Source organism: Paenibacillus melissococcoides, assembly GCA_944800085.1.
GTDB lineage: Bacteria > Bacillota > Bacilli > Paenibacillales > Paenibacillaceae > Paenibacillus_B > Paenibacillus_B melissococcoides.
This window is the reverse complement of sequence record CALYLO010000017.1, coordinates 1-24,394: the sequence shown is the minus strand read 5'-3', so window position 1 is coordinate 24,394 and position 24,394 is coordinate 1. Positions and strand designations below refer to the sequence as shown.

At 43.2% G+C, this 24,394-nt stretch carries 22 protein-coding genes; 20 read left to right on the top strand and 2 right to left on the bottom strand.

Translation table 11 applies throughout. The features are described from left to right. Window positions 1–263: 263 nt before the first annotated feature. From OCY70_RS33545 to OCY70_RS33520, 6 genes are all read left to right on the top strand, one after another. Window positions 264–578 (top strand): DUF5983 family protein, encoded by a 315-nt coding sequence (locus OCY70_RS33545; protein WP_213430280.1) that lies wholly within the window; start codon window positions 264–266, stop codon window positions 576–578. Window positions 579–778: 200 nt separating this feature from the next. Then, window positions 779–1,243 carry a single-stranded DNA-binding protein gene (ssb, locus tag OCY70_RS33540; protein WP_213430281.1) on the top strand — a complete coding sequence of 155 codons (465 nt, stop codon included), beginning with the start codon at window positions 779–781 and terminating at the stop codon, window positions 1,241–1,243. A 183-nt stretch (window positions 1,244–1,426) separates the two neighbouring features. After that, on the top strand, window positions 1,427–1,702 hold the full coding sequence (locus OCY70_RS33535; RefSeq protein WP_213430282.1) for a hypothetical protein: 276 nt from the start codon (window positions 1,427–1,429) through the stop codon (window positions 1,700–1,702). Between the two features lie 367 nt (window positions 1,703–2,069). Continuing rightward, on the top strand, window positions 2,070–2,582 hold the full coding sequence (locus OCY70_RS33530; protein WP_213430283.1) for a hypothetical protein: 513 nt from the start codon (window positions 2,070–2,072) through the stop codon (window positions 2,580–2,582). A 250-nt stretch (window positions 2,583–2,832) separates the two neighbouring features. Continuing rightward, window positions 2,833–4,008: a DNA polymerase III subunit beta gene (locus OCY70_RS33525; RefSeq protein WP_213430284.1), complete on the top strand. Its 1,176-nt coding sequence runs from the start codon at window positions 2,833–2,835 to the stop codon at window positions 4,006–4,008. Window positions 4,009–4,089: 81 nt separating this feature from the next. Next, window positions 4,090–4,446, top strand: a complete 357-nt coding sequence (locus OCY70_RS33520; RefSeq protein ID WP_213430285.1) for a DUF6094 domain-containing protein — start codon at window positions 4,090–4,092, stop codon at window positions 4,444–4,446. A 676-nt stretch (window positions 4,447–5,122) separates the two neighbouring features. On the opposite strand, the gene OCY70_RS33515 is transcribed toward OCY70_RS33520, so the two are convergent. Next, window positions 5,123–5,320 carry a hypothetical protein gene (locus OCY70_RS33515; RefSeq protein WP_213430286.1) on the bottom strand — a complete coding sequence of 66 codons (198 nt, stop codon included), beginning with the start codon at window positions 5,318–5,320 and terminating at the stop codon, window positions 5,123–5,125. 532 nt (window positions 5,321–5,852) lie between these two features. Here OCY70_RS33515 and OCY70_RS33510 point away from each other — a divergent pair. The 7 genes from OCY70_RS33510 (at window position 5,853) to OCY70_RS33480 (ending at window position 14,070) form a co-directional block, all read left to right on the top strand. Next, window positions 5,853–6,689: a DUF6094 domain-containing protein gene (locus OCY70_RS33510; RefSeq protein WP_315973954.1), complete on the top strand. Its 837-nt coding sequence runs from the start codon at window positions 5,853–5,855 to the stop codon at window positions 6,687–6,689. Window positions 6,690–6,712: 23 nt separating this feature from the next. Then, a complete protein-coding gene (locus tag OCY70_RS33505) occupies window positions 6,713–7,366 on the top strand; it encodes a hypothetical protein (protein WP_213430288.1) in 654 nt (217 codons plus the stop codon). Between the two features lies 1 nt (window position 7,367). Continuing rightward, window positions 7,368–8,468: a DEAD/DEAH box helicase family protein gene (locus OCY70_RS33500; RefSeq protein WP_249725502.1), complete on the top strand. Its 1,101-nt coding sequence runs from the start codon at window positions 7,368–7,370 to the stop codon at window positions 8,466–8,468. Window positions 8,469–9,083: 615 nt separating this feature from the next. Further along, window positions 9,084–9,452, top strand: coding sequence for a hypothetical protein (locus OCY70_RS33495; protein WP_213430289.1), 369 nt, complete (start codon window positions 9,084–9,086; stop codon window positions 9,450–9,452). A gap of 247 nt (window positions 9,453–9,699) precedes the next feature. Next, on the top strand, window positions 9,700–11,490 hold the full coding sequence (ltrA, locus tag OCY70_RS33490) for a group II intron reverse transcriptase/maturase (protein ID WP_213430290.1): 1,791 nt from the start codon (window positions 9,700–9,702) through the stop codon (window positions 11,488–11,490). A gap of 252 nt (window positions 11,491–11,742) precedes the next feature. Beyond that, a complete protein-coding gene (locus OCY70_RS33485; protein WP_213430291.1) occupies window positions 11,743–13,383 on the top strand; it encodes a hypothetical protein in 1,641 nt (546 codons plus the stop codon). Between the two features lie 348 nt (window positions 13,384–13,731). Continuing rightward, window positions 13,732–14,070, top strand: coding sequence for a hypothetical protein (locus OCY70_RS33480; protein ID WP_213430292.1), 339 nt, complete (start codon window positions 13,732–13,734; stop codon window positions 14,068–14,070). 590 nt (window positions 14,071–14,660) lie between these two features. Here OCY70_RS33480 and OCY70_RS33475 read toward each other — a convergent pair. Next, window positions 14,661–16,088 carry an IS4 family transposase gene (locus tag OCY70_RS33475; protein ID WP_261948939.1) on the bottom strand — a complete coding sequence of 476 codons (1,428 nt, stop codon included), beginning with the start codon at window positions 16,086–16,088 and terminating at the stop codon, window positions 14,661–14,663. Between the two features lie 389 nt (window positions 16,089–16,477). Here OCY70_RS33475 and OCY70_RS33470 point away from each other — a divergent pair, with 389 nt between their 5' ends. The 7 genes from OCY70_RS33470 to OCY70_RS33440 form a co-directional block, all read left to right on the top strand. Next, window positions 16,478–17,047, top strand: coding sequence for a hypothetical protein (locus OCY70_RS33470; RefSeq protein ID WP_213431151.1), 570 nt, complete (start codon window positions 16,478–16,480; stop codon window positions 17,045–17,047). A 542-nt stretch (window positions 17,048–17,589) separates the two neighbouring features. Next, window positions 17,590–20,160, top strand: a complete 2,571-nt coding sequence (locus tag OCY70_RS33465; RefSeq protein WP_213431152.1) for a DUF11 domain-containing protein — start codon at window positions 17,590–17,592, stop codon at window positions 20,158–20,160. Next, window positions 20,085–21,008: a BMQ_0737 family morphogenetic spore coat protein gene (locus tag OCY70_RS33460; protein ID WP_213431156.1), complete on the top strand. Its 924-nt coding sequence runs from the start codon at window positions 20,085–20,087 to the stop codon at window positions 21,006–21,008. Before OCY70_RS33465 ends, OCY70_RS33460 begins: the two co-directional genes overlap by 76 nt. A gap of 304 nt (window positions 21,009–21,312) precedes the next feature. Continuing rightward, a complete protein-coding gene (locus OCY70_RS33455; RefSeq protein WP_213431153.1) occupies window positions 21,313–21,522 on the top strand; it encodes a stalk domain-containing protein in 210 nt (69 codons plus the stop codon). A gap of 819 nt (window positions 21,523–22,341) precedes the next feature. Then, window positions 22,342–22,998, top strand: coding sequence for a hypothetical protein (locus OCY70_RS33450; protein WP_213431154.1), 657 nt, complete (start codon window positions 22,342–22,344; stop codon window positions 22,996–22,998). A gap of 179 nt (window positions 22,999–23,177) precedes the next feature. After that, window positions 23,178–23,744 (top strand): pyruvate kinase, encoded by a 567-nt coding sequence (locus OCY70_RS33445; protein WP_213431155.1) that lies wholly within the window; start codon window positions 23,178–23,180, stop codon window positions 23,742–23,744. Between the two features lie 152 nt (window positions 23,745–23,896). Continuing rightward, window positions 23,897–24,394: IS4 family transposase (locus tag OCY70_RS33440; RefSeq protein ID WP_261948938.1), on the top strand; the 498-nt coding region annotated here is incomplete at its 3' end.

Below are 24,394 nucleotides of genomic sequence, written 5' to 3'. Positions count from 1 at the left end.
TCTAAAAGTGGTTACCAACTATAATGTAACTAAATATCAGAGCCCCTTTTTTGGTTACCAACTATAATGGCACTAAAAGAGTTCTTCAAAATCTGATAAAGCCTTGATATAGCTGCTTTTAGCGGTTACCAACTATAATGTCACTGAACAGATGTAGTTACCAGCTATATTCTGACAGGTGAATAAAAAGGCTTCTTTACGCCTAAAGTGGGGGCGATATTAACAGTCCCCCACTTTCTGGGACTGAAAAGGAGAGAATGGGTATGAAGAAAGAGTCAAATGTCGGAGTTTCGGGACAAAACATTTCAAAAATGATGAATCTTTCTACAGCACATATTAAGAAGGAAACTGCTAAATGGCTCGAAGAAGGAAATCATTCATCGCCCATAGTGTATAAGAAAAAGGCCTACGGGTTTTGGGTGTTAGTTCCTCCAGAAGCGGAAGACTGGGAAGAGATAACTGATGTTCCGGTTGAACTTCTTAGTATTCTAAAGTATGCCGAATACCTGAGTTGCGCTTGGGTAATGCTGGACTCTATATATGACGAAGTAGAAGGATTACCGACATTCGAGTGGTAGGCAATTTCGTCATGGCTTTACTTCATGCCCTACCGCGGTTAAGTTAGACGCCCCCGTGGTGAAAGGGGATATCTAGGAGGTATTAAATAGGGAGTATTCGTAACTAAGATGGAATATATAAACCCCAAAAATCTTAAATATTACGGGATTATACGGTTACTAACTTTTATGTAACAGGACACATAAGGGAGATGTTAGATATGTTAAATCGTGTGATTTTGATTGGTCGTTTGGTTAGAGATCCAGAATTGAGATATACACCTAATGGAGTGGCCGTAACTCAAATGACGCTTGCAGTAGATCGTCCATTTGCCAACGGGCAGGGTGAACGTGAGGCTGATTTCATTCCGATTGTCACCTGGCGACAGTTAGCAGAAACGTGTGCTAATTATCTTCGAAAAGGGCGTTTAACTGCAATAGAAGGACGGATTCAGGTTCGCCATTATGATAATAACGAGGGGAAACGTGTATACGTGACAGAGGTGATTGCTGATCACGTACGCTTTCTAGAATCTCAAAATAGCAGAAATGGTAACGGACGTGGCGATCAAAGTGGTTCTGGAGATGCTTATTCTGATAGTAACCAGGGTAATAGAAACTATCAAGATCCGTTTCGAGATGACGGTAAACCGATAGATATCTCAGATGACGACTTGCCTTTTTAATTTGTTCAGGCATTTGGAATAAAATATTGAACTGGTAGGTAATAAAGGGAGTGCTTTGCTCAGGTGAAGCCTTCCTTTTTTTTCGGGAGAGGTAGAAAAGATCTTAAATTGGAAAATTGAAAAATAGATTAGGGTAGGGTTAAAGTCTGTAACAGGGTTCGTAACCATAAGGAGGAAATATAGATGTATCGATATGGCTTCATTAATCGACAAACCGGTGAAGTGATTGACGTATGTTATGGAATCGAGGCTACTATTCAAGCGATAGATAAATGTGAGAGAACTGATGATGTACTTATTCGCCCTATCATGCTACGCACAGAATACCTCTCTCAATCAGCTGATTATCGTGGGGAGAAAAATGGAGAGCCATGGATTCTATACTTAGATATCAATGGCTCTACGACTTATGGGCCCGTTGTTATTCTTGATCAATGGGGAAAATGGAACGATTTGTAGGTTCAAATCTGAAAAAAGATTACCCAGCGGCGGACACCATGTTATTTTCCCGATCCAACTTGAATAAGTCATTACGCTGGACATCAAGCTGCTATAACGAGTGGAATCTCAAGGGCATGATGCTTCATATTGAAAAGGGTGTAGATGGATTCTGGGAGTACTTCGCTGGTGTTTATTCAGAAAGAAACGGATGCCGATGACGTCACTATAGGCTGGTAATCTGTGAGGCGATTATCAAATTCGTGGAGAATGGTTCTAAGATAAAGATAATTGAATTTCAAGAAGATACACCTATTAATCCCTCGTTGGAGAGGCTTAGATCAATCAAGCGCCCCTCCATTACGAGGGGTGAAAGGAGATAATAAAGATGAAGACAACGATGTCCTACTGTGTGGACTGTATGGAACCGGTATGGTATGGATCTGCGGAAACGGGAAGTGAAAAAAGTCAGTGCATTTGTGAAGATAAGCGTGTGAAATGTGACAACTGCGGACACAGTTTCTTGAAAAAGGACCTGTCAATTAATAATCTATTTATTGCTGTCTGCAGGTGCTGCTATGAACCGTTCCCGTACTTAATGGACAATATGGCAGTAGGTTACTTTGTTCCATCGATGGAGAGGGCTCATACAATGATGTGTGTAGAAAAGTTTGACGACAAGCTGCAGTTGACGATTCGTTCGTATCATTTGGGAATTAGTGTCCTGTTCCCGGCCATGACCAAAGCGGAACTCATTTGTCGTTGGATGCAAGGGGTTATTTCGCTGAACAGCACTGACATTGAACTGATGTTTAATGCAGCCGTTCTTCGCCTGGTGCCCGATTATCTCTCACGGAATGAGTTAATCACAGTATCTTCTAACGTTAAGAGAAGCCACTGATGCACATGTTGTTGTTTCAATTTATGAGTTTCTTGATAGATACTACTCTGCCTGATATAATATGAACATTACGAAACACTTGATTTTCACTGCCGTTATCACATTCGGCGAGTGAGGGAGTATGTCCGATAAAGGACGATGATAAATCGGCACGAATTTGCCATGGAGAATTATTAGAACATGCCACAGGTATGTTCTTTTTGATTTTCCATGGTTTTTTTTGTGCCCAAAAACAGGAGGAAATCGGCATATGAGCGCATTATTGGATGAGTATCAATATGATCACGAAGTTATTGAAACGAAAGAGATGTCATTTCATGTTGAACACGAAGGACTAATGCTTGGTCTGAAATTATGCGAAAAGATCGTTCCACGGTCCGGGACCATTCCGATTCTGCAGTGTATCAAGTTTGATTTGAACGGAGACACATTGTTCATCACTGCAATGGACACGGGTCAATCAATACTTCACATGCTCAAAGTAGAAAACGAAGGTAAAGTGAATGGAAGTTATTTGTTTCCGGCGAAAGAAGGAATTGAACTTGTTAAACAGTTGCCACGAGGCCGTCTTACCCTTACCAAGAAGGAATCGACGATTCTTTTTAACTACGGGAAGAGGGGAAAGGCCAACCTTAGAGTTCTAAATCCTGAAGAGTATCCAGAGTTGCCGAAAATGGAATCTACGGATATCATAACCGTCCCTGCTGACGTGTTACGTAAAGCTGCACAGGCAGCGGGATTCTCTTCTACTGACAAGGGAACACCTTCATTGACAGGTATCCATGTCTTTAACCACAACGGGAAACTCGCATTTGAAGGTACAGATCGACATCGAATATACAGATATGTTTCAGATGTGTGCATCGTAAATCAGGAGACTTTCAAGGATGTGATCGTTCCTGCAGAGAATTTCAAACATATTACGAAGGATATTGTTGAGTCTTTGAAATCCGAACAAATTGAACTTGCTATAACTAGCAGCTATCTGATCTTGCGGAATAATCACACGGTTTACTTTGCTGGACTAACTGATGGAACGTTTCCTGAACTGAGTAATATTTTTACTTTGATAAATAAGGGGAAAGCTGTCACGCTTTCTCGTTGGGAGCTGAATGATACGTTAAATCGTGCGCTTTCTTTTGATGTCTCGAATAATCGTGTCACTTTGGAGAGAAACGAAGAAGGCGAATTCATTCTTCATACACAATCTGAAAACGGAGAGTTATCTGAAGGGTTTACTAATGTCGATATGGAACAAGAATTCCCGATTAGCAAGCTTAACGGGCGCTATCTTCGAGATGCCCTTCTTGTTCTCGATCGTGATGTCAATAACGTGACATTTCGTAATAGTGGAGACTTGATGCCTTGTGTTCTGACAGCTGATAGTGATCCTTCCGTGGTTATTATCGTTAACCAAGTGAGGTAATTCGTAAAATTGAATGGGAGTAAAGAGAGCTGTGTTATATGCGACAGCTCTTTTCTATTTTGTAAAGGGGGCAATAGAGGGATGTTAGAGCTAAAAGGGATGTTTGAGAGGGTCATTCATAACAAGGTTCGCATGGGGAACTTTGAGACAAAGGAAGATGACCTGATTAGGATTCGCAGTTTTTTTCTATTTCCAAATTCACCATTTTCGGCAGCCGACTTATGCGCCGGCAGCGGAAGGGCTTTGCAGGTACTTACTCATGACTCCCCAGCGGTGACGTTTGGGATCGAACCAAATGAAGAAAAGTATTTGGAGCTCCGTGAAAGGGTGAATCGCGCGTTATTTGGGGGATATGAGGAATGTCGAATTAGTCGAGAGACATTTCATTTTATGTATTTAAATCCTCCCTATGGTGCGCCACGTTTTGGCAAACTGTGAGCCTTAGTCCGGCACACAGTGAAAGTCAACGCTGCTCAAGCGAGCAGAAGAACTATTTCGTCTGAATTCGGAAGCTGCAATGCTTCCGCCGTCCGGAACTCATGTCGTTAAGCGGCTGACTACCGTTAGACAGGACGCGGGCTAAGAACTACCCCCGTGCGCGAGGGTGTCATCACACCCAAGGGTACGAGAGCAGGGGTTGAAGTCGTGAATACGGATCGTGCACTTTCCTCTGGAAAGAAGATCCCGATAGCGCGGGCCTCCGACAGCTCATGGTGAGAATTACGAAGACATGTAAGCATCGTAAGGATTGAGCGGGAAAGCAAATAGCCCGTTACAAATGAGAACGAGGGACAAATTTCGTATGGGTTTTGTCCTTCCGCTGACCTGAAATGGTTAGCAGAAGCCCTTGGCACAACTTGAGTTCAAACCAAGGCTGGGTTCTCCGGTGTATAGTGTCCACCTAAAAGCTGTCACAAAAAGCTTCACAAAAGGATAAGTCGAAATCGGTACGTGGGAAGGTCAATCGATGGAGAATGATGATTCGGTAAAGTCGATTGACTGACAGAGGCGCCGTAGTAGTCGGAGGTTGGGAAAGCCGACCACACCTATATCGCAAGATATAGGACATTTGTTCAAATGAGCAGGACAAGAACAAGTGATCGGGCTCACCCGATCACTTGTTACTAAGGCTTCTTACTAAACGTTTGGGATTCGAGGGGATATAGCGGAACTCCAAGGGGGTTATTACCACAACATCTCTCCCTTTCTCTTTCAGGGTTTCAATCCATTGCTCTGTAGATTCAGCAATCTTAATATCTACTGCGGCATCTTCAACCTTGAAATCAGGTACGGAGTTTTGTTTATCCTGCATTGGGGATTCTCCTCTCAAGCTCACTTTATTTAAGTGTATCATGCAATTCAAAAATCCCAAAACAGTATTGAACAAATGTGGCGAAGGGCGCCAATCGGACGAGTCTTGACGGAGGTAATAGACAAGGTAAACTCCCGCTCTACGCCGAGGAGTCGAAGCGCAGACTTCCAATGGATCGGCCCCCACTTTATTCCACGGAATTCCTCTGGAGCACTGTGGGAATGCAGGGGATTTACAACTTCGAGTTTATGATGAATCGTGAGTACGCCTATAACCGCGACAAAGGAAGATGCAAGGCTTGTGAGGTCGACCTGTCTGTAGTTCACGGGCAGTGTCACCACAAACGCCCTTGGCTACTGCTTGACAAAGTGAACAAAGTCCAAGAGCTCATCGGGCTGTGCACAAGCTGCCATGCTTGGGTTCATAACATCGGACTTCCCGAGAATCAATAAGTCGCCAATAAGATACTAAAACTCAGGAGCCTTTTAAAACCGTCAAGAGGGAGCTAAGTCGTAAGGCGAACCTTCCATGAGTGCCCCACTCTTGTAGTGAAGCGGCACCTACTCGTTCGACCGAAAGCCGTGTGACGGGAAACTGTCATGCACGGTTTGGGGCGGGGGAAAAGGGGGCGATCACATCAAACCCTTACCTATCGCCATACCTGGATAGTCAAACTACAGAATCCAAAGTGGAGCGAAAAGAAAAACGATTCTTACGTCAGCTCTTGCAGTATCTCTCCGTCGGGGGAATCTTCGTTTATAACATACCAAGAGGACGTATGACAAAAGATATCATTAACATACTTGTAGCCAATTTAGATGATATACAGATATATCAATCACATGATAATACCTACCATCAAGTCTATACGTTTGGCCGGAAGCGGGGATACCACTATCTTGATCGGAATGAAGTACAACGGATTTTGTCTCTGATGAAACAAGGAAGTTTATTGGAGAGGCTTCCGTTGCTAGACGAGCCTATCTATAAAGTCAATTCCGGAACTGCTACTCCGAAGCTATTTCGATCGAGAAACATGGATGTGGATCAACTTAGAGATGTTCTAGTAGAGTCAACGCTCACCAGGAAAGGAATGGAGTGGACGACTCCAAAAAAACCTTCGGAGCGCAGACAACCGCTACTTCCGGATAAAGAAATGCACCGAGTTCTTCGGATGGCCTCTGGTAAATTGAACGGGAAAATAGGTAGAGGAAGTAGGCTACACGTTCTGAAAGGGATAGTCAGAAAGGTTATCGTGGAGAGTGTAGAAGAGACCGAAGTAGAATCGATCACGACGGAGCGTGAGGTATATAAAATCATATTTAAAATGGTTGATCGATTTGGAAATATTCGCGAAATTCATGGCTAAGCAGCCAGCAGGAGGCACTATAAATGAAATTCATGGAGTTTCAATATAAAGATATTTTTGTAAAGGTACATACGCCTTTTATTGTTACGCGTTTGGTGGAAGAAAACAATGTAAATCGGGAAGAACTCGTGTTCGCAAATGTTATCGATATAGATTCTCGAGTACAAGCGGTATTTGCTCAATTTCATCACGCCAAGAAAACTAATGATGTGAGATTTTGGATTAGCCATGCCCCGCGTATCGGGGAAACCGACTTCGATAAGTCATCATTTATTGTAAGGCCGGCTGGAAACTATAAGCACTTGTCCCAAAGAGAAGACGATACATTTGTGACAGGAATTGTAGTCAGTGAAAAAGCACTAGACAGAAAAGATGATGGATTTATCATATTTGCTTGGGATGGAAATATATTGGAAAAACTGTTTTGGGCCATCGATCGTTATTATGAAACTCCGTTGTTGGAAGAGTGGACTCCCTACTTGTTGGACCAGCTCATAAAGGACAAGCATATGGTGTCTCTGACCCTACATGATTTTGCTGATGTGTTCCCTCATGTAGTTGTATATGAACTTCTTGTAGGCGAAGACGTCCTGGATCAATACATCTCAGATGGATTAAAAACCGGCGTTATTTCCTTAATTGAAGACGAAGAGATACAAGTAAAGGAGTGTATATGACTTGTACACAGCTGCTAAACGAAACTCCGTTGAAGATGCACAAAAGACTGCAGCTGAACCGAACATCGAGTTCGATAATTACCAACGGACTTCAGAAAATGAATTAATGGAATTAACTCGGATTAGCGAGTCTAAAACGTTTGATGATATTGAAACAATTGGGGATTACTTGACCCTTTTTGGGGAAGATTTGATTCGGAGACTAAATGCTGAATATGTCCCCGTTCATCATCCCGGTATAGATGAACCTCTGCCTGTATTACATGAAATAAATCGGCCCTTATTTAACGCTCAAGCTCACGTCACCACCGCATTAATCAAAGGATTCCAAAGACATCGGCGGTTACTGTTGATCGGGGAAATGGGTACAGGTAAGACATCCATTAGTATTGGAACTTTTTTCGCGATGCTTAAAAACGTTTTAGGAGGAGCGGGTCGCGTCATTTATATGGTGCCGAACCACTTGATCAGGAAGACGGAGCGAGAAGTCGGTATTCTTCTTGATAAGAAACTATTCGAAGTTAATTTCCTAAAAGATTATGTGGATGTAATTCGTCTCCGAGATAGTGGGAAAATGGAACTCAGACCCAAAAAGATGGAGGTTTACATTATCGCCCGAGATACGTGTAAACTTGGATACATTTATGAGCCTTCTGCAAAGTGGGTCGAACGCTCATACATCAAGCAGATAGGTGAGGGTGATGAGGTTAGTGAATATAAAAAAACGGTATTCGAGGGATGGGTATGTCCTGATTGTGGCGCTCAACTGATGAAGGAGCAGGAAAACAATGTAGTACCTATGGAATATGATGACTTTTTTAATAAGCATCATAAGCCTAAACGTCGAAAGCATAACCTTTTCTGTTCTAATCGGGTGCGTCTCTATCGGAATCCAGATCCTGAAAAAGACGAATATCGCGAATGTGGTGCTAGATTATGGGCTGCCAAAAATAAAAATAGAAGTAGTTACTCCGGTGAACCTCGAAAACCAAATGGACAGGCGCCGCGCAAAGTATCTCCAGCGGACTTGTTCAAACGCTATTTTAAGAAAAAATTTGATTTTGTGATCGGGGATGAATGCCATGAGTGTGCGACGCGTTAGCGTACAAGCTTCAAGAAGCGAAATCGCTGGTCTCGGCCTTACGAGACACAACTGTTAGATTGACGTTGGGAATGAAGCCGCCATGTTGCGCTGAAACCAACGGCCTGATACTCCTACATGCTCTCTGCGATGATAGTCGTAAGGGTATGTAGCTAGGTGAAGACGGCAGAACCGCTCCTAAGTTGTTATAAGTGGAGCGGGTTACCCCGCTTTACTTATATCGATATGGAGTGGGATATGCCGGGGCGCTATAAAATGCCCATGGTGAGAATGTCCCAAGGGTGGGACTGACGAAACTGTGAATGAACGTATCCAGAGGCATAAGATGGGGAAACCCATTCTACCGCACAAGCGGGGTGAGATACCGATGAGTAAGACTGTTCGTTATGAAAATCGGGATAGCCAACAATGGGGCTATAAGGCTCACGGGTACAAAGCAGTCACCTAAAGGCATATGTACAGCTAAATCTAACGGAACGCGGTAAGCAACAGACCTTTAAGTCAGCGAAGCTACCAGGAGACGGTAGGATATCTTGAAAGGCTTTCAAATTGTCGTGCCTCCCTACCAATAAGAAGACATCTAGGTCAATATTTTAAGAAAGAAGGGGACTGTATATGACTACACTCAACCTCAATCTAAGTAATGACCTGTTTCCGGAAGAAACGTATAACGCAATTCTGAACGAGGATAGAATCTTGTTCGTTTGGGAGGAAGGATTCGAGGAGAACAGCGAAACAATGAACGTTCTTCGTGAGTGGTATGGCATGGAGAATGCTGATAATCACTGCGTTCATGCAAATCTAGGCGGGCGTTACGATCACACTATTTTTATTTCAAATGGTAGTGACGCATTACTAGAAGCCAAGGATTTAATTGACGCAGGTGAGTACAGCTATATTATTCTCACAGACCGTACCCTCGAGGACGATCCAAGCTGCTACCCTCTGATTCATAACAAAGCGCTTCAACAAGCGAGCTGTTAATACGACACTGGATGTCTTTTAGGTAGATGCTGATAAAACGGCTATCACCGGAAGGGTCACTATAAGGCTTCGGCCGAAATGTGTTTGCTGTTGTGAAAGTAGGGGCACAGTACCATTGAAGCTGTGGAAACACAGTGAAGGGATAGCCCCAAGTCTGCAGATCACCATTCGCATCCTAGCTTGCTAAAGTTCATCCTTCGGGTAAGAAGGTGAGTTGGATTCACTCTTAGGGGGTGGTCCTACACCGATGAACACAAAGACGTCCAGAGGCAATAAATACTATGAATCAGTGGAGATTCAAAAAGACCTTTACGCTCAGAGTAAGAGCGGGAAGCGTAATTTCAGAGACCTCATGGAATTGATCGTCTCCGACGAAAATATCCTTTTGGCCTACCGCACGATTAAAGCCAACACGGGTTCCAAAACCAAGGGTACCGACGGATATATGATCATACACATGGCAGAACAGGATCAGACTCACTTCCTACAATTCATGCGGGAAACGGTATTAAACTACCGCCCGAGGGCAGTAAGAAGAGTCTGGATTCCAAAACCGAACGGTGACAAGCGACCGCTCGGAATCCCAAGCATCATAGACCGCTTAGTCCAGCAAATGTTTCTGAATATCCTTCAGCCCATATGCGAAGCTAAGTTCTACAATCACTCATACGGATTTCGACCTAACCGATCGACCAGACATGCTATAGCAAGGGTGCAGACGTTGATCAACATCAACAAACTGCATTACACCGTGGACATCGACATCAAGGGTTTCTTTGACAACGTGAGCCACAACTTGCTTATCAAGCAGCTATGGAACATCGGAATAAAGGACAAGCGCGTGCTGTCAGTCATCAGTAAAATGCTCAAAGCCCCCATAAAGGGTGAGGGCATCCCTCCCAAGGGAGTTCCGCAAGGTGGTATCCTGTCCCCGCTGCTCTCGAACGTGGTTCTCAACGATCTCGATCATTGGGTAGCTGATCAATGGGACACCTTCGATAAATCCCGTCATACCTACTCATGCAACGATAAGAAGTTCCGAGCATTGAGAGACGGAAGCAATATGAAAGAAGGATTCATCGTCCGGTACGCTGATGATTTCAGGATAATGGCCCGGGATTGTAAGACTGCATACAAGTGGTTCCATGCGGTCCGCAAGTTCCTAAAGGATAGGTTGAAACTCGACATATCCCCGGAAAAATCCCGAGTTATTAACCTTCGGAAGAAAAGTTCTGAGTTTCTGAGCTACAAGTTCAAGACAGCTAAGAAAAGGGATAAGATTGTCGCTTTCACTTATGTCTCGGACAAGAAGACCAAGCAAATGCAGGGTACTTTGAAGAAACACATTGAAGCGATCCATAAGGACGCGAGCCCGGAGAACATCAATCGTTACAACTCGATCGTATTGGGCATGCACCACTATTTTAAGTATGCTACCCATGCGACTGTAGCTTTCCGTGACCTTGATTTCCGGCTCATGAAAACCTTGAGGTATCGTCTCAAGAACATCGCATCCTATGAATATCCTTCGGGATTGCCGCCGGAGGCGACTTACAGGAGACTGTATCCTGTCACGAGGAGGACATACAGGATCGGGGATTTGTACTTCTTCCCAATAGGGAACATCAAGTCCATTTCGAACCTGAACTACTCCCAATCCACGAACCCGTTTGACAATGATCGAGATTTTGCATGGGACTCGCAAATTGCAATACTTATGCGGTCCAGACTGCCCAATCGGTCCGTGGAATACATGGACAACCGGTTGTCAGTTTACTCCATGCAGAAGGGACGGTGCGCCATAACGGGGATCCCGTTACAAGCATCGGACGTTCACTGCCATCATAAAACCCCTTCACACCTTGGCGGGGGAGATGACTTTAAAAATCTTACAATTGTCCAGCGGGACATTCATAGGCTGATTCACGCGACGAACGAAGAGACGATTAAGAAGTATCTCCACTATTTCAGTCTCAACGCAATGCAGTTGAGAAAACTGAACCAACTCAGGAGCCTTTGTAAGCTAAATAGGGTGTAATTGGTAGATTAGCAGATGGAACGCCGTATGAACTGAAAGGTTCACGTACGGTGTGGAGCCGGGGAAAAGGGAGCGATTGCATCAAACCCTTACCTATGGCTATTAACAGGAGGTAGTGCTCAGGCGCATGCTTTCCATGTATTGATGGGATGTGCCAAATATACGATCGCAATGACCGGCACTTTGCTAAACGGATATGCCTCTAATTTGTTCGAATTAATATTTCGAATGTTCCCTCATCGGATGAAGGAAATGGGATTCGAGTGGGGGGATGTTGGAAAATGGATTGATCTTTATGGGGTTCGTGAAAAAGTGACAAAAACACTTAAAGATCCAGAGCTGAATAATTCAAGTAACGGTTCTTCCAAGCGAGTGAATATGAAAGAAATGCCGGCTGCAGCGCCGCAGTTGTTTACTGACATGCTAAGTGATGTTGCCTGTTTCATTCAAATGTCGGATCTGTTTGAAGTGCTGCCGAAACTCCAGGAAGGGCCGATATATGTTCCTCAGGAAGGTGAACGCAGGCTTATTTCCTGTGTAACCAAGAGAGAACGAGCGATAGGGCGATCTAAACGAAAAATAAAAAAATCGATTCGACTTGCTGCACCTAGTTGGTATTTACAAAAGAATCTTCGTTCAGTAGAAAATATCTTACGGAATGCAGTAGAAAAAGAATTACAAGGTGGGGGAACATCTGTCTTACTCGGCAGTTTACTTAATACTTTGCTTTCTTACCCTGATGTTCCTTTTAATTTTAGTGGAGTGTTTCACCCAGATACTGGTCAATGTATTGTGCCCGAGTCATACCGTTTAAGTGATAGACTTCTGTACCCTAAAGAGCTACAGCTCATACGGTTTGTTAAAGCACAGTTGAGAGTGGGTCGAAGGGTTGGGATATACGCTACCTATACGGGGAAGATGGGGACACTGCAGCGATTACAGATGTTACTCGAGGAGCGGAGAATTAAGACTGCTATATTGGAGTCAAATGTAGATGGCCCAGAGAGGGAAGAATGGATTGCAGAGCGTGAAAAAGAGGGGGTTCAGGTTCTCTTAACTAATCCGATCCTAGTATCAACAGGCTTAGATTTGCTTGGTTTTCCATCGCTATATTTTTATCAAACAGGATACCGATTATCAATTGTTCGCCAAGCATCGCGTAGACATTGGCGAATTGGTCAACAATCAAAATGTCTAACGCTCTACAACGCATATAAAGGAACAATGCAGGAGCTGGCGATCGATTTAATGGCAAAAAAAATGAGTGCGGCACTTGCACTCGAAGGCCAGTTTAGCCAAGATGGGCTAGCTGCTTTAACTGAAGGGTCTGGAGGTAGCCTTGCAACAGAACTAGCAAAGCGATTCTGTGGGCAAAAGATTGAAGGTGTAGAAAGCGCTGAGTCGATTTGGGGAAAGATGACCATTGATGCAGCAGAATGTATGACGAATACGCCTAACTCAGCCAATATGATAGACTGTTTAGAGCAATTGGGTGGAACAAACGAATCTGAGTCTCTAACTCAATCCTTTTTAGGTGACTCTCTTGAGAATGTTATCATGATGTGGGTAAGGGAAATCATCCCGGAGGACATGCATGCACGTTTTGGACAACAGATAACCTATGCTATTCAAAATGTTCAAAACGGTATTGAAGGCTTAGCTTTTAATACGGAATTAGGAAGATATAAACTTCAATGGAATCCACTTGCGGTTCCAACAAGTCAGATTGAGTTCCGCCGATGGGTATACCGATTGATGACTAAACCAATGGATGATCAGTCGGAGGCTAATGGAGAGATAAAGTTAGAACTTATTTTTGAAGGTAAGAAACCTAAAGTGAAATCTAAAAAGGTGTATAATGTTTCAGAAGGGCAAATAGCTTTTAACTTCTGAACGATTTGTAGAACACTGGGGCGGAGTGATGTCTCCGCCCAGTGTCATATACCATTTGCAATACTTAGCTTATCAATTAATCTTAAACTTTAATTAAACCCCATAATGATTAAGGCCATTAACACGGGTGGCGTAAATTAACACTCCTTATTATTCTGTATTCGTTCCGATTCCTCATCAGTTCATTTTTTATACCGCAATATCCTATCCAGTTAACTTAATAGCAATATCTTAAAGGTGTTGCTTTTTTAATAAATAGATTGTTAGCAAAAAAATCATAATTTTGATTTTTTAGCATTCCGTTATATCATAATTTATAAATGAATAACACATTGGAGGAATGTAAACATGTATGGCAAACAAAAGATTTATCCAACATGCCGGCTTTGCGATAAAATGAACGCAGAGATGACAAATTGTATGATTTACGGAGCACTTACCCCGGAGAATATTAATAATACAGCATTAGCTGCAGCATGCAAAAAATCTGGCGATTATGTTCGATTAATGCATGCAGTACCCAACGAATTCAACTATGGAAAAATGCCAAATAATAAGGGTATAAATGAAGAGGATGATAATGTGCTTCTTATTATTAATGCGGCCGATGAGAGGGAGGGATTCATGCTTCAACACGGAATTACTCTAGAAGAGTGGGCAGTCCGAACTTTCAATCAGAAAAAATAAGTGAAATTAAGAGCCTTAGCACGAGATCTCGATCTATCAGATGTATGTAATAAATTTCGCGATTTATTTTTCAAAAGTGACGGGGTAATGGAACTTAATTTGTATTAATATATTAATTAATATATTAATATTTTTCCGCAATTAAGTTGAAACGACTTAGTCATTCTACAGTCGGAAAGGGTGGAAACTGTATTGATAATGCCCTATCTCGAAATTGATAAGTACTACTACGATGTAGTCCCTTGTCCAATTTGTAATTCGGACCCTCAATATGACTGTATTTGCTGTCAAGGAAAAGGGGAATTATTACAAATACGTTTAGATATTGTTCATGGAAGCTGTTTTCATGCGAAGGATTCGACAAAAAACAAGAAACATAATCTACTCGATGAACCTTTCCCGCGAGAGGATTGATTCTCCTGAACAAAATGTATAATAGAAATAACAAGTATTATATAGGGGTACCGCCACATGCCCATCAAGCTAAGAACCTTCATATTGGAATCAAGTAATGAACTCTCTTATTTTCATGAGTAGTCGATTTGTTTCCAAATAAGCCTAAACCACAAGGCTGTTTTTTAAAAAGCCAGCTATGCAACCTTCTTGGTAGACGTGGTATATTCGTAGACAACACCTAAGATATCAAAGACTGTTTTTTTCTCATAGCGATGAGATTTTCGTCCGTTTTTTTCTAACAGATGAAACAAACGAGACAGGATTTTCGATATGGCTTGGGTATTTTTTTGTATGGCTTGATGCAGGATTGGCATATAATCCTTGATCATATAAAAGGCTTTGTATTCACTGAGCTCTCTTTTCTTCCGCCATAGGAGTTGTCGCATCTGGAACATCGTTGAAGAACAAAGCAAGATACCGATCAACTGACCATAAAGATGACATTGCAAGCGTTCAATCTTGATCTCTTTACAGTGGTGGATCTGGAAGAATGATTTCCATGTTTTAAAGAGAATCTCAATTTGCCAGCGTAAGGAATACAGGTCATGCAAGTGTATCCCAGGTACCCATTCCGTTGGAATATTTGTAATATAAAAATTCAACGCACTGAGCTTTTTGCTACGTTCGGAGTACGTAATCCCTTTCTTTTTCTCTCGAATTTCCTGATCTTTGTTTCTTTTTTTGATCTGGGTTTCCGTTAGGCGATAAACGACAAGTCGTGCGGGTAATTTTTCATGCATGCCGATATAGACATCGGGAATTTCTAACGTTTCCCCTGGTTGTAGACGTTCCATGATGTCTTCCATCGTCAGGGAGAGGTATTCCGATTTCTTCTTGAGCGTGCCATCCCGAAAATACTCTGGATTTTCGTTCCTTTGATATACCCGTGTGTTGAGTTTTAAGCGTGAAATGTAATAGGCCTCTTTCTCATGAATGGTATGTAAATCTTCTAAGCAGAAATAGCCTAAATCCCGAATGAACACATCTTTCGGTTGAATATCCTGTAAACATGTGGAAGCGTAGGTTTTGTCATTTTCCTTTCCGTGACTCGTATGCAGATGGATGAACTGTCCACTCTGCAGATCATATTCTAGTTGGATTTTAACACCAGCGGTGTGACTACACCCTCCTGTACCCTGATAGGACGTAGCGAAGCTGTCCGGGAGCTGAAAGGTCGTAGAATCGAGGATTCGAATGCGAGAAAAATAGCCCGAATACTCGCTTGGGATCGATCCAGACGAATAGCGTGTTTGCTGGAGTAAAAGCGAAACGAGCTGCTGCAGAAAACGTACAGCAGCTGAGTTAAAACGCTGATTCAGTCCTTCTGGACTCATGAGAATCCCTGTCGTTGCCTCTAACGTACTACAAAGCTGGTTGAGAGAGGTCGTAGCTATTCGTTGACTTACCCATACACATAAGGCGACTAAATCTTGCGCACGATATTTACTGGTTCGTGTAACGAATCCTGTTTCTTTGGCTAGTTGGGTGAGAGCAAGAGGAGACAAATGTCGTTCCAGTTCTTGTGAAAACAAATGAAGGTTGTCTGAAATACCAAGATTCATCATAAAACGCTATCCTTTCATTAGTCAGTCTAATGAAAGAATAGCGTTATTTCGTTTTGGGGAGGTAGTATTTTCCTTAGCTTGATGGGCATGTGGCGGTACCCCTTACTGCGAATCGAAGATTGACGATCTGAAGCAAAGACTACAGTCTGGACAATTTGTCACCGCAGCTCCTGCTGCAGCTACCGATATCAGCACACAAGAACTCGATGAATTACTGGATGAGTATGTATTCTAAGGGGGGGTAACTGGTGGCTCATAAAATCGTATTGACTTGCTTTCCAACAAGTCCACTCCGGTCGCGCTCGAGCCGAACTATAGTTTTGGCATGACGCAATCTTCAGGACCCGTCCCAAAGGGATTGCCAAAGCCTGAGAACGCTCTACACCGTGTTTTTGAATAAAAAACAACTGAAGAGGATCGAAGGCACACTAAGCGACTTTGAGACTACGAAATATATGATTCAAGGGGAACCCACGCTGGATGTTCCCGTTTCCAATTGTCCTGGTGAGATTGGTGTGCTATGCACGACTATACAAGTACTTCCGGATAAGAAGAAGGAGGAGCCTCTAACCAGTACGTTGGCGCCCATCGTAGAGCATGCACCGGCACCATCAAATCCGAATGAAGGGGAAGATGCTGCAGCTGCTCATCCATTCGATCCGAAGAAAAGCTATGAAGAAATAGCCGCCACCAATGAGGTTTCGGAAGCGCCAAGACTCATTCCGTTGGAGTTAATTGTGATTCCGGAGGCGTTCTTACATAAAACGCCTCGCCGCGAAAAAGTATTGGACAAGCTTCAGTTCATACAGAACACTGGCAAGCTCGATCAACCTATCCGCCTTGAAGCTGGAACTCATACGTTAAAAAAAAGACGGGTATACACGCTATATTGCAGCCAAAGAATTAAATCTGGATTACGTCGAGGTTACCTACGATTGACAGGCTACAAACAATGAGAACACAAAAACGGGAGAGGAGCATTAGGCGATTCTTCCGTTTTGTCATCTCCCATCATAACAACGAAATAACTTCAATTCGGCCTTCCCCTTGCTGCCCTACAGAGAGCCAGGCTACCATATTCTTTTCAAACATCAAACATAACAAAAAGAACCGAATGCATCGGTTCCTTCACCACTCCTCGAGTCGCGCTATAATAAGTTTCATCAGCTTCCGATGGTTCCCTTTTCGCACTTCGACCATAAAATCCATAAACAATATCGATAGCAGCTCGTCAATCGTCATTTCGAATGAACCTGAATGCATGGCCAAGTCATGCAGGAATACTTCACCTCGCAGCGCAAGCGCTCGCTTCATTACGAAGTCAGGGCTTTGAACGAAATCAGCTTGAGCAATTTGAAATGTATTGCTTCTGTGAATAATTGACTGAAGAATTTCCGATAGAGCGGGAGTAGATAAGCCTAAATGATGTCAATGAACTAACGGCACCTGTACAGAATATGATGATGACATAATCACGTATGATGAGGATGTGCAGACAATGCCATTATTATTGCGTTTTAATACGATAACGAGAGGTGCGATTACGTTCACCGGGAACTCACTCGGAATAAGCCGCGCCTCTGCTGCTTGTACACCGGGTACGATTGGTGCAATCGGCTCCTTTATTATCAATGATCCGAACTCGGTGTGCGGCACGGTTCCGTCCAGTCCATTAACTGGCGGGGGAACGACAAATATGTATATGCTGAATTTTTCAACAAATTCGCTCGTTCTCCCTCCAGGAAGTATGGTTGTATACGCTGAACTGGTATGGGGCGGATCCTATTTAATCAACAGGCCTGACGGGGAAGACTTATCAGCCCGCTTGAATGACCCCGTCAAATTCAGCACACCAACAGGCATGTTCAATATCCAGCCAGAGACATTCTTCAATTATGCGATGAATACTCAAGGCGATATGGGCTATGTGCGATCAGCGAACGTAACTGCGCTTGTTGCGGGAGGCGGTGCGGGCACATACGGGGCTGGCAAAATCGTTGGAACATTGGTACCGGATCCGAATACTAGCAGCTGTGCCGGGTGGACACTCGGGGTCGTATACGTGAATCCTTCATTACCTTACCGCAGTATAAATTTATATGTCGGAAATACGGCGATTGCAGCGGTATCTCCGCCAGAGAATGAAATGATTGGGAACTTCCAAACCCCTTCATTCGGGCCTATTAACGGGCGACTGCTCATTAGCGCGCAAGAAGGAGACGCTGGAATTTCGGGCGACTTCGTGCGATTCGGTCCCAATCTGGCCAACCTTACTACGCTCGCGCAGCCAGCAGGGTTTACGAATAACTTTTTCCAATCTCTAATTTATGATGATAATGGAAATATCAACCCAACTGCGACATTTGGGGATCGCAATCCGATACCTGGTCAGCCAGGAACGAACATTATTGAAGGAAATCGCCAAGGATGGGATATTGCCAACGTAGACATTTCTTCCAGCTTCGTGAATGGGCAAACTTCTGCGGCCCTTCAATTCGGAACGAGTGGCGACGGATATGCCGTCAATCTGTTGGCGATTCAGATTGATAATATCCCGCCAACCTTGCTGTTAGAGAAGAGCTCTTTCCCGGATACAGTAACGGTTGGAGAAGAGATTGTATATACCATTGTCGTCAGCAACGATGGAGATTCCCCGCTTGTGAACACCATACTTACTGACACGCTTCCGGCTGGCGTAACGTTTCAATCCGTGCAAACCACGCAAGGTACGGCATCGTTTGCTGCTGGCACGGTCACAGTAAATATCGGGACGATCCCTGTCGGCCAGAATGTAACCGTCGATATAACAGTAATAGCAACAACGCCTGGACTCATTTCTAATACAGCTTCGGCCCAAGCGGATGAGACCGGTATTATTTCCTCATCCGCAACCAACACCGTAAATCCGCTTCCGCCTCCAATTCTTGAAATCGAGAAATTGGACTTTCCCTCTGTCATCGCTGTAAATTCAGAGCTCGTCTATACTATATTTGTCTCAAATATCGGGGGGAGTACAGCAACCAATGTCGTCATGAACGACCCGCTGCCGGCAGGAACCACCTTTGTATCTGCTGAATCAGATCAAGGTACGATTTTGTTCGACGGCACGACAATTACGAATGACATTGGTTCACTAGCCCCAGGAGAGACAGTGGTCATTATTATCATCGTAACTCCAACAGTTACAGGTACAGTTTTGAACACGGCAACGACTTTTTCAGATCAGACCGCGCCGGAATCCTCTACAACAGAAACGCTAGTTATCGATCAGCCGATACAGGAGTTATTGATATCGAAGTTCGCTGGACCGGATCCCGCAACTGTCGGTGAGGAGCTTGTGTACACGATCGTAGTGTCTAATGAAACTACAGATTTATTAACCGGAGTGGAAGTTGAAGATGTGCTGCCAGCTGGTCTCGTCTTCGTATCTGCCGAAACTACGCAAGGAACCGTAAATGAAGTGGCTGGCACGGTAACTGCATTAATTGGCGCCCTTGCTCCAGGTCGGTCTGAAATCATCATGATTACGGTTATTCCTATAGCTCCGGGCATCGTAACGAACACAGCTACAGCGACATCTGATCAGACGCCTCCAGTATCATCAACAATTGAGACGACTGTCAATGCGCTTCCTCCTGCTTTTTTAACTATTGAGAAGCTTGCCGAACCGGATCTAGTAACGCTTGGCAATGAAGTCACATTTCAAGTGACGGTGTGCAACATGGGAGAGACAATGGCAACAAATGTGGTTGCAGTGGATACATTGCCTGCAGGCGTTGATGTCACTGGCATCCAAGTATCTGAAGGCACATTCGTGCAGGTAGGGCAAACGATAACAGCGTCGTTCGGCGCCATTGCCCCTGGGTCATGTGCAAATCTTACGATCGAAGCAATTGTAACTATAGTAGGAACATTAACGAACACAGCAGTGGTGACCGCAGATAATGTCGAAGACCCTGAAACAGCGACGTTACGGTATTACAGCCGCTCGCAATTTCGAAGCAAGCTTCAAGCAACCCAGCGCTTCTCGGCAGTCCGCTGCAATATACAATCAGTGTCGCGAATTTAGGAGAGCTTCCTCTAACGAATGTAATCGTAAATGATGTCATTCCCCCCACGGTCGAATTTGTCAGTGTTCAATCTGAAGGAGGTACCTGTTCTGTATCTGGGCAGACCGTCACTTGTTTCTTGGGTACATTAGAAGGGCAGCAAGAACAGACGATTGTCATTACGGTCATTCCTTTGTTAGAAGGGACGGTTACCAACAGCGCTACTGCACAGGCAGATAATACGCCTCCTGTTACAGCTACGGTTACGACGCTCGTTGTTCGTACTTTAGAGTGTATTTCTGTCAGCAAACTGTTCGATTGGGTGGTCAATCGGAGTGATTTTATCGTTGAAGAGTCTATACCCGAAGACTGCCGGGCTTTCGTAGAACAAGCAATTGCTGGCGGTAGGCAAGTGCTTGTGAGCTGCAATGCAGTGCCAGCTGCGGGAGAATGCAGCGTAACGGTTGTAAAGCGGCTGCCACTGCCCATTATCGGATCGCAAGCAGCTATTGTACTGACCACATGCTCTGCAGAAGTAATTATTACGTTAACGGATAGCGGAACAGGAGAAACATGTACGTTTACACTATTAGTCAAGAATAACGAGAAAGTATCACTCTGCTTACCGCTCCCATTAGATGAATCCAACATTACTTCTCAAATATTCGATATCCATTGTGCTGCACGACTCACTGACAGCTTAACGATTGAGCTGCAATTGGATTGGTGTTTGGAACTTGTAGTGAAATTTATAATACCGATGATGGTTGAAGCTACATTTTGTCAACCTAGAGCATTAATACCGATACCAGAGGTATGCAGCATCAGCGTTCCAAAACAATGCCCAGAAGTATTTCCGTTTGTGTAAAAGAATAATGGACTTAAATGCAAGGATACCTTCCGGTAGGCCGGAAGCTCGCGGCCTAAAGACTGGCACTTGCCGCGCTGCTGCAGCGTATCAGAGGGCTTGAGAATGTCAAGAATTTGCCGCTTCGCGTTCCTCCATGACATTCAAGTTCAACTACTCCGGCACCGCTCTACGAGCGCTTTGCGGAGCCTAAGTTGAACTACACCCGATGGGTATCCAAGGAGGCTGTTTCGGTCTGATAAGACTGTGCCGAGCGGCAAGCACACCGGCCGCCGATAAAAAAACAAAAAGCGAGGGGAAAATCATGAAGAAGAAAATCATTTCTATCGTTGTTGCCTGCTCCGTAGCCTTGGGGGCGTTTGCTGGGATTGGGTCTGCTCTTAATTATGAGAAGACCCAGCGAGCATTGGAAATCGTCTTGAACGGAAACAAAATCCCCTTCAAAGATGTTCGCCCCGTTATGTACAAAAACACCACGTATGTACCATTGCGTGTCGTTTCAGAGAACTTGTGAGCTAAGGTGAAATGGGCAACATAGATGTTGTTAAGTCATTTATTGATGACCTGTTCGAGTCAAAAATGTTAGAGCGTTCTGAGTTTCGTCATTTATTAGAGCAGAACGAAGAAGATTTATAATTTAGTGCCGAAAAACCCCTTGCTTTAGCTATGGGGTTTTTCGGCACTTCGGATGCGGTGGGGGATTCTTCTGCCTCAAGCATCCAACATTAGATACGTAGAATATATCTAATTCTTTGAGGTATAATCTTCTTGAGGTGAACCTAAGCAGATACCTAAGTCTTTTTTGAAGTGGAAATATGAGCTTCACGACCTATCGCCGAGGCAAATAGATCCGGATCAATTTGATCATGGGCTAATTTATCATTACCAATTTGATATTAATCAATTTACAGAAAAATACATGCAGAAAATCGAAGAAAATCAAAGATAACGGGAGATCGTAAATGTTGCGATTCGCCCGTTATTTTGTGATGTTCCACGGAAGCAAAATCGCCGCTCACGGCTGAATTTGCCCGATTACGGCGATCGAGGGGCTGGACTATTTCACAAAATCCCGGATTTGGTACATATGACAAAAGGAAAAAATTTCTTGCCACCGCCCGACCAGACACTTATTTTATAAATATATAAAAAAGGCGCGCGAAAAGTAAATATATGCCCCAAAAAGGGGCGGGACTACATGATTGAAGATATAAATTTAGGTTGTATGTTATTTGGTTGGTGGTACTCCTAAATTTAGGTGTACAAATTATACCTTAGAATGATATATTTACTATGGAAACTAGAGCCATGATCTAGAATGGAGAAGTGAAAAATGAAAAAAATTATACGTACTGCCTCTATGGTTCTTGCGTTTTTGATGTTTTTCATTACAACATCACAGACCTATGCTTTGACTGTACACCCAGACCATTACATGCAAATGCAACAAACTCAATCAACGTATCATCAATCACAAATTTTTGATGATACTAGTAACGATCTGTTTACAAGACAAAAAAGATTTGCACCGGCAATTCCTTGGATAGGAGCAGGAATTGGAGAGCTTTTAAAATGGCTTGGTGCAGCAGCAGCTCTTGCCTACATAGGTAACGAGGCCTATACTCTTGTTACAGATATAGCAGATGCATTAAGCACTAGCAAAAAGAAAGATAAACCTCTTTACTTTACAGCTGTAGCTCAATCGAAGCTTTATATTGGAAAACCGCTAACATTTGATGAAGCTAAGAGATGGTTAAAGGCAAAGAGTTATCACAATGTTTGGACTCCAAGCAAAGAAGCTGCAAAAAAAATAGCTGAATCATTTAGTGGAAGAGCTACTGGACCCGAAGAACACAGTAAAACTGGATATAAAGGAACTTTCTACTATTGGCATTACCATGATTGGGAAAGAACAGTCGGTCATATCTTCTATGGTGCAGAATCTAAAGAAGGAAAACATGTTGATACTCGAGGTGGAATATTGACGTAAACTTGTCAACCGCAATGGATACGTCGTGTTTAAAACTGGAACAAAGTATTTCGGGTAGGTCAGCGCTTTGTATTAATTCCTTGAGCTTTCCCCCTTAAAAAGGGTTTATACAAAATTATTCAAGTTCTTTAAATAAAAAGGCTCTAGTTTCCTAGTTTAAAACAAGAGGGAGATTCTATATGCAACCTGATATAAATAAACTATATGAAAAATACCTAACCCTAAATATCCCCAATCCTTTTACACTGGAACAGATCAGTGAAAGATTAATAAAACAATACTCAGCAACACAAGTAAACGTAAATAGATTTGCTGACTTAAAAAAAGACCCATATGCAGATTTTCATACTGCCGTTACAGCCTATATATTCCGTAACAGTGACGGGGTAGAAAGACTTCTTACCCTTGAGTCTCCAAATGAAAAAATAGAATTTTACAAAGATTGTACATACGGAGATGGATGTAATCTTATACTTAATTCAGAAGATCAAATATATATGTCGGGTAGAACAGTACAAGTAGGAACAAGACTGTTATTAATTGAAATAGATATTTTTGGAGGAATTGATAAAGAAGATATGGTTCTAGGAAAGGAAGAATTTAATGACTACTTAAAGGCATTATACTTAGCTGGATATATACATTTTGAAAATGATTCATTCATCGAAAAAGCCCGCCAACGATATAGAGAAGGTTATAGATTGCGGTGGTTTGGGTCTGGAACTTCTGGAGAAACAACATTTTAAAAACCCACACATTAAATTGGTAGCTCCGTTTTATACGCTTAGCATTAGGGGTACCGCCACATGCCCATCAAGCTAAGGAAAATACTACCTCCCCAAAACGAAATAACGCTATTCTTTCATTAGACTGACTAATGAAAGGATAGCGTTTTATGATGAATCTTGGTATTTCAGACAACCTTCATTTGTTTTCACAAGAACTGGAACGACATTTGTCTCCTCTTGCTCTCACCCAACTAGCCAAAGAAACAGGATTCGTTACACGAACCAGTAAATATCGTGCGCAAGATTTAGTCGCCTTATGTGTATGGGTAAGTCAACGAATAGCTACGACCTCTCTCAACCAGCTTTGTAGTACGTTAGAGGCAACGACAGGGATTCTCATGAGTCCAGAAGGACTGAATCAGCGTTTTAACTCAGCTGCTGTACGTTTTCTGCAGCAGCTCGTTTCGCTTTTACTCCAGCAAACACGCTATTCGTCTGGATCGATCCCAAGCGAGTATTCGGGCTATTTTTCTCGCATTCGAATCCTCGATTCTACGACCTTTCAGCTCCCGGACAGCTTCGCTACGTCCTATCAGGGTACAGGAGGGTGTAGTCACACCGCTGGTGTTAAAATCCAACTAGAATATGATCTGCAGAGTGGACAGTTC

Coding starts and splice junctions, on each gene's coding strand:
- OCY70_RS33545 (WP_213430280.1), top strand. CDS start 264: ATGAAGAAAGAGTCAAATGTCGGAGTTTCGGGACAAAACATTTCAAAA.
- ssb (WP_213430281.1), top strand. CDS start 779: ATGTTAAATCGTGTGATTTTGATTGGTCGTTTGGTTAGAGATCCAGAA.
- OCY70_RS33535 (WP_213430282.1), top strand. CDS start 1,427: ATGTATCGATATGGCTTCATTAATCGACAAACCGGTGAAGTGATTGAC.
- OCY70_RS33530 (WP_213430283.1), top strand. CDS start 2,070: ATGAAGACAACGATGTCCTACTGTGTGGACTGTATGGAACCGGTATGG.
- OCY70_RS33525 (WP_213430284.1), top strand. CDS start 2,833: ATGAGCGCATTATTGGATGAGTATCAATATGATCACGAAGTTATTGAA.
- OCY70_RS33520 (WP_213430285.1), top strand. CDS start 4,090: ATGTTAGAGCTAAAAGGGATGTTTGAGAGGGTCATTCATAACAAGGTT.
- OCY70_RS33515 (WP_213430286.1), bottom strand. CDS start 5,320: ATGCAGGATAAACAAAACTCCGTACCTGATTTCAAGGTTGAAGATGCC.
- OCY70_RS33505 (WP_213430288.1), top strand. CDS start 6,713: ATGAAATTCATGGAGTTTCAATATAAAGATATTTTTGTAAAGGTACAT.
- OCY70_RS33495 (WP_213430289.1), top strand. CDS start 9,084: ATGACTACACTCAACCTCAATCTAAGTAATGACCTGTTTCCGGAAGAA.
- ltrA (WP_213430290.1), top strand. CDS start 9,700: ATGAACACAAAGACGTCCAGAGGCAATAAATACTATGAATCAGTGGAG.
- OCY70_RS33485 (WP_213430291.1), top strand. CDS start 11,743: ATGGGATTCGAGTGGGGGGATGTTGGAAAATGGATTGATCTTTATGGG.
- OCY70_RS33480 (WP_213430292.1), top strand. CDS start 13,732: ATGTATGGCAAACAAAAGATTTATCCAACATGCCGGCTTTGCGATAAA.
- OCY70_RS33475 (WP_261948939.1), bottom strand. CDS start 16,088: ATGAATCTTGGTATTTCAGACAACCTTCATTTGTTTTCACAAGAACTG.
- OCY70_RS33465 (WP_213431152.1), top strand. CDS start 17,590: ATGCCATTATTATTGCGTTTTAATACGATAACGAGAGGTGCGATTACG.
- OCY70_RS33455 (WP_213431153.1), top strand. CDS start 21,313: ATGAAGAAGAAAATCATTTCTATCGTTGTTGCCTGCTCCGTAGCCTTG.
- OCY70_RS33450 (WP_213431154.1), top strand. CDS start 22,342: ATGAAAAAAATTATACGTACTGCCTCTATGGTTCTTGCGTTTTTGATG.
- OCY70_RS33445 (WP_213431155.1), top strand. CDS start 23,178: ATGCAACCTGATATAAATAAACTATATGAAAAATACCTAACCCTAAAT.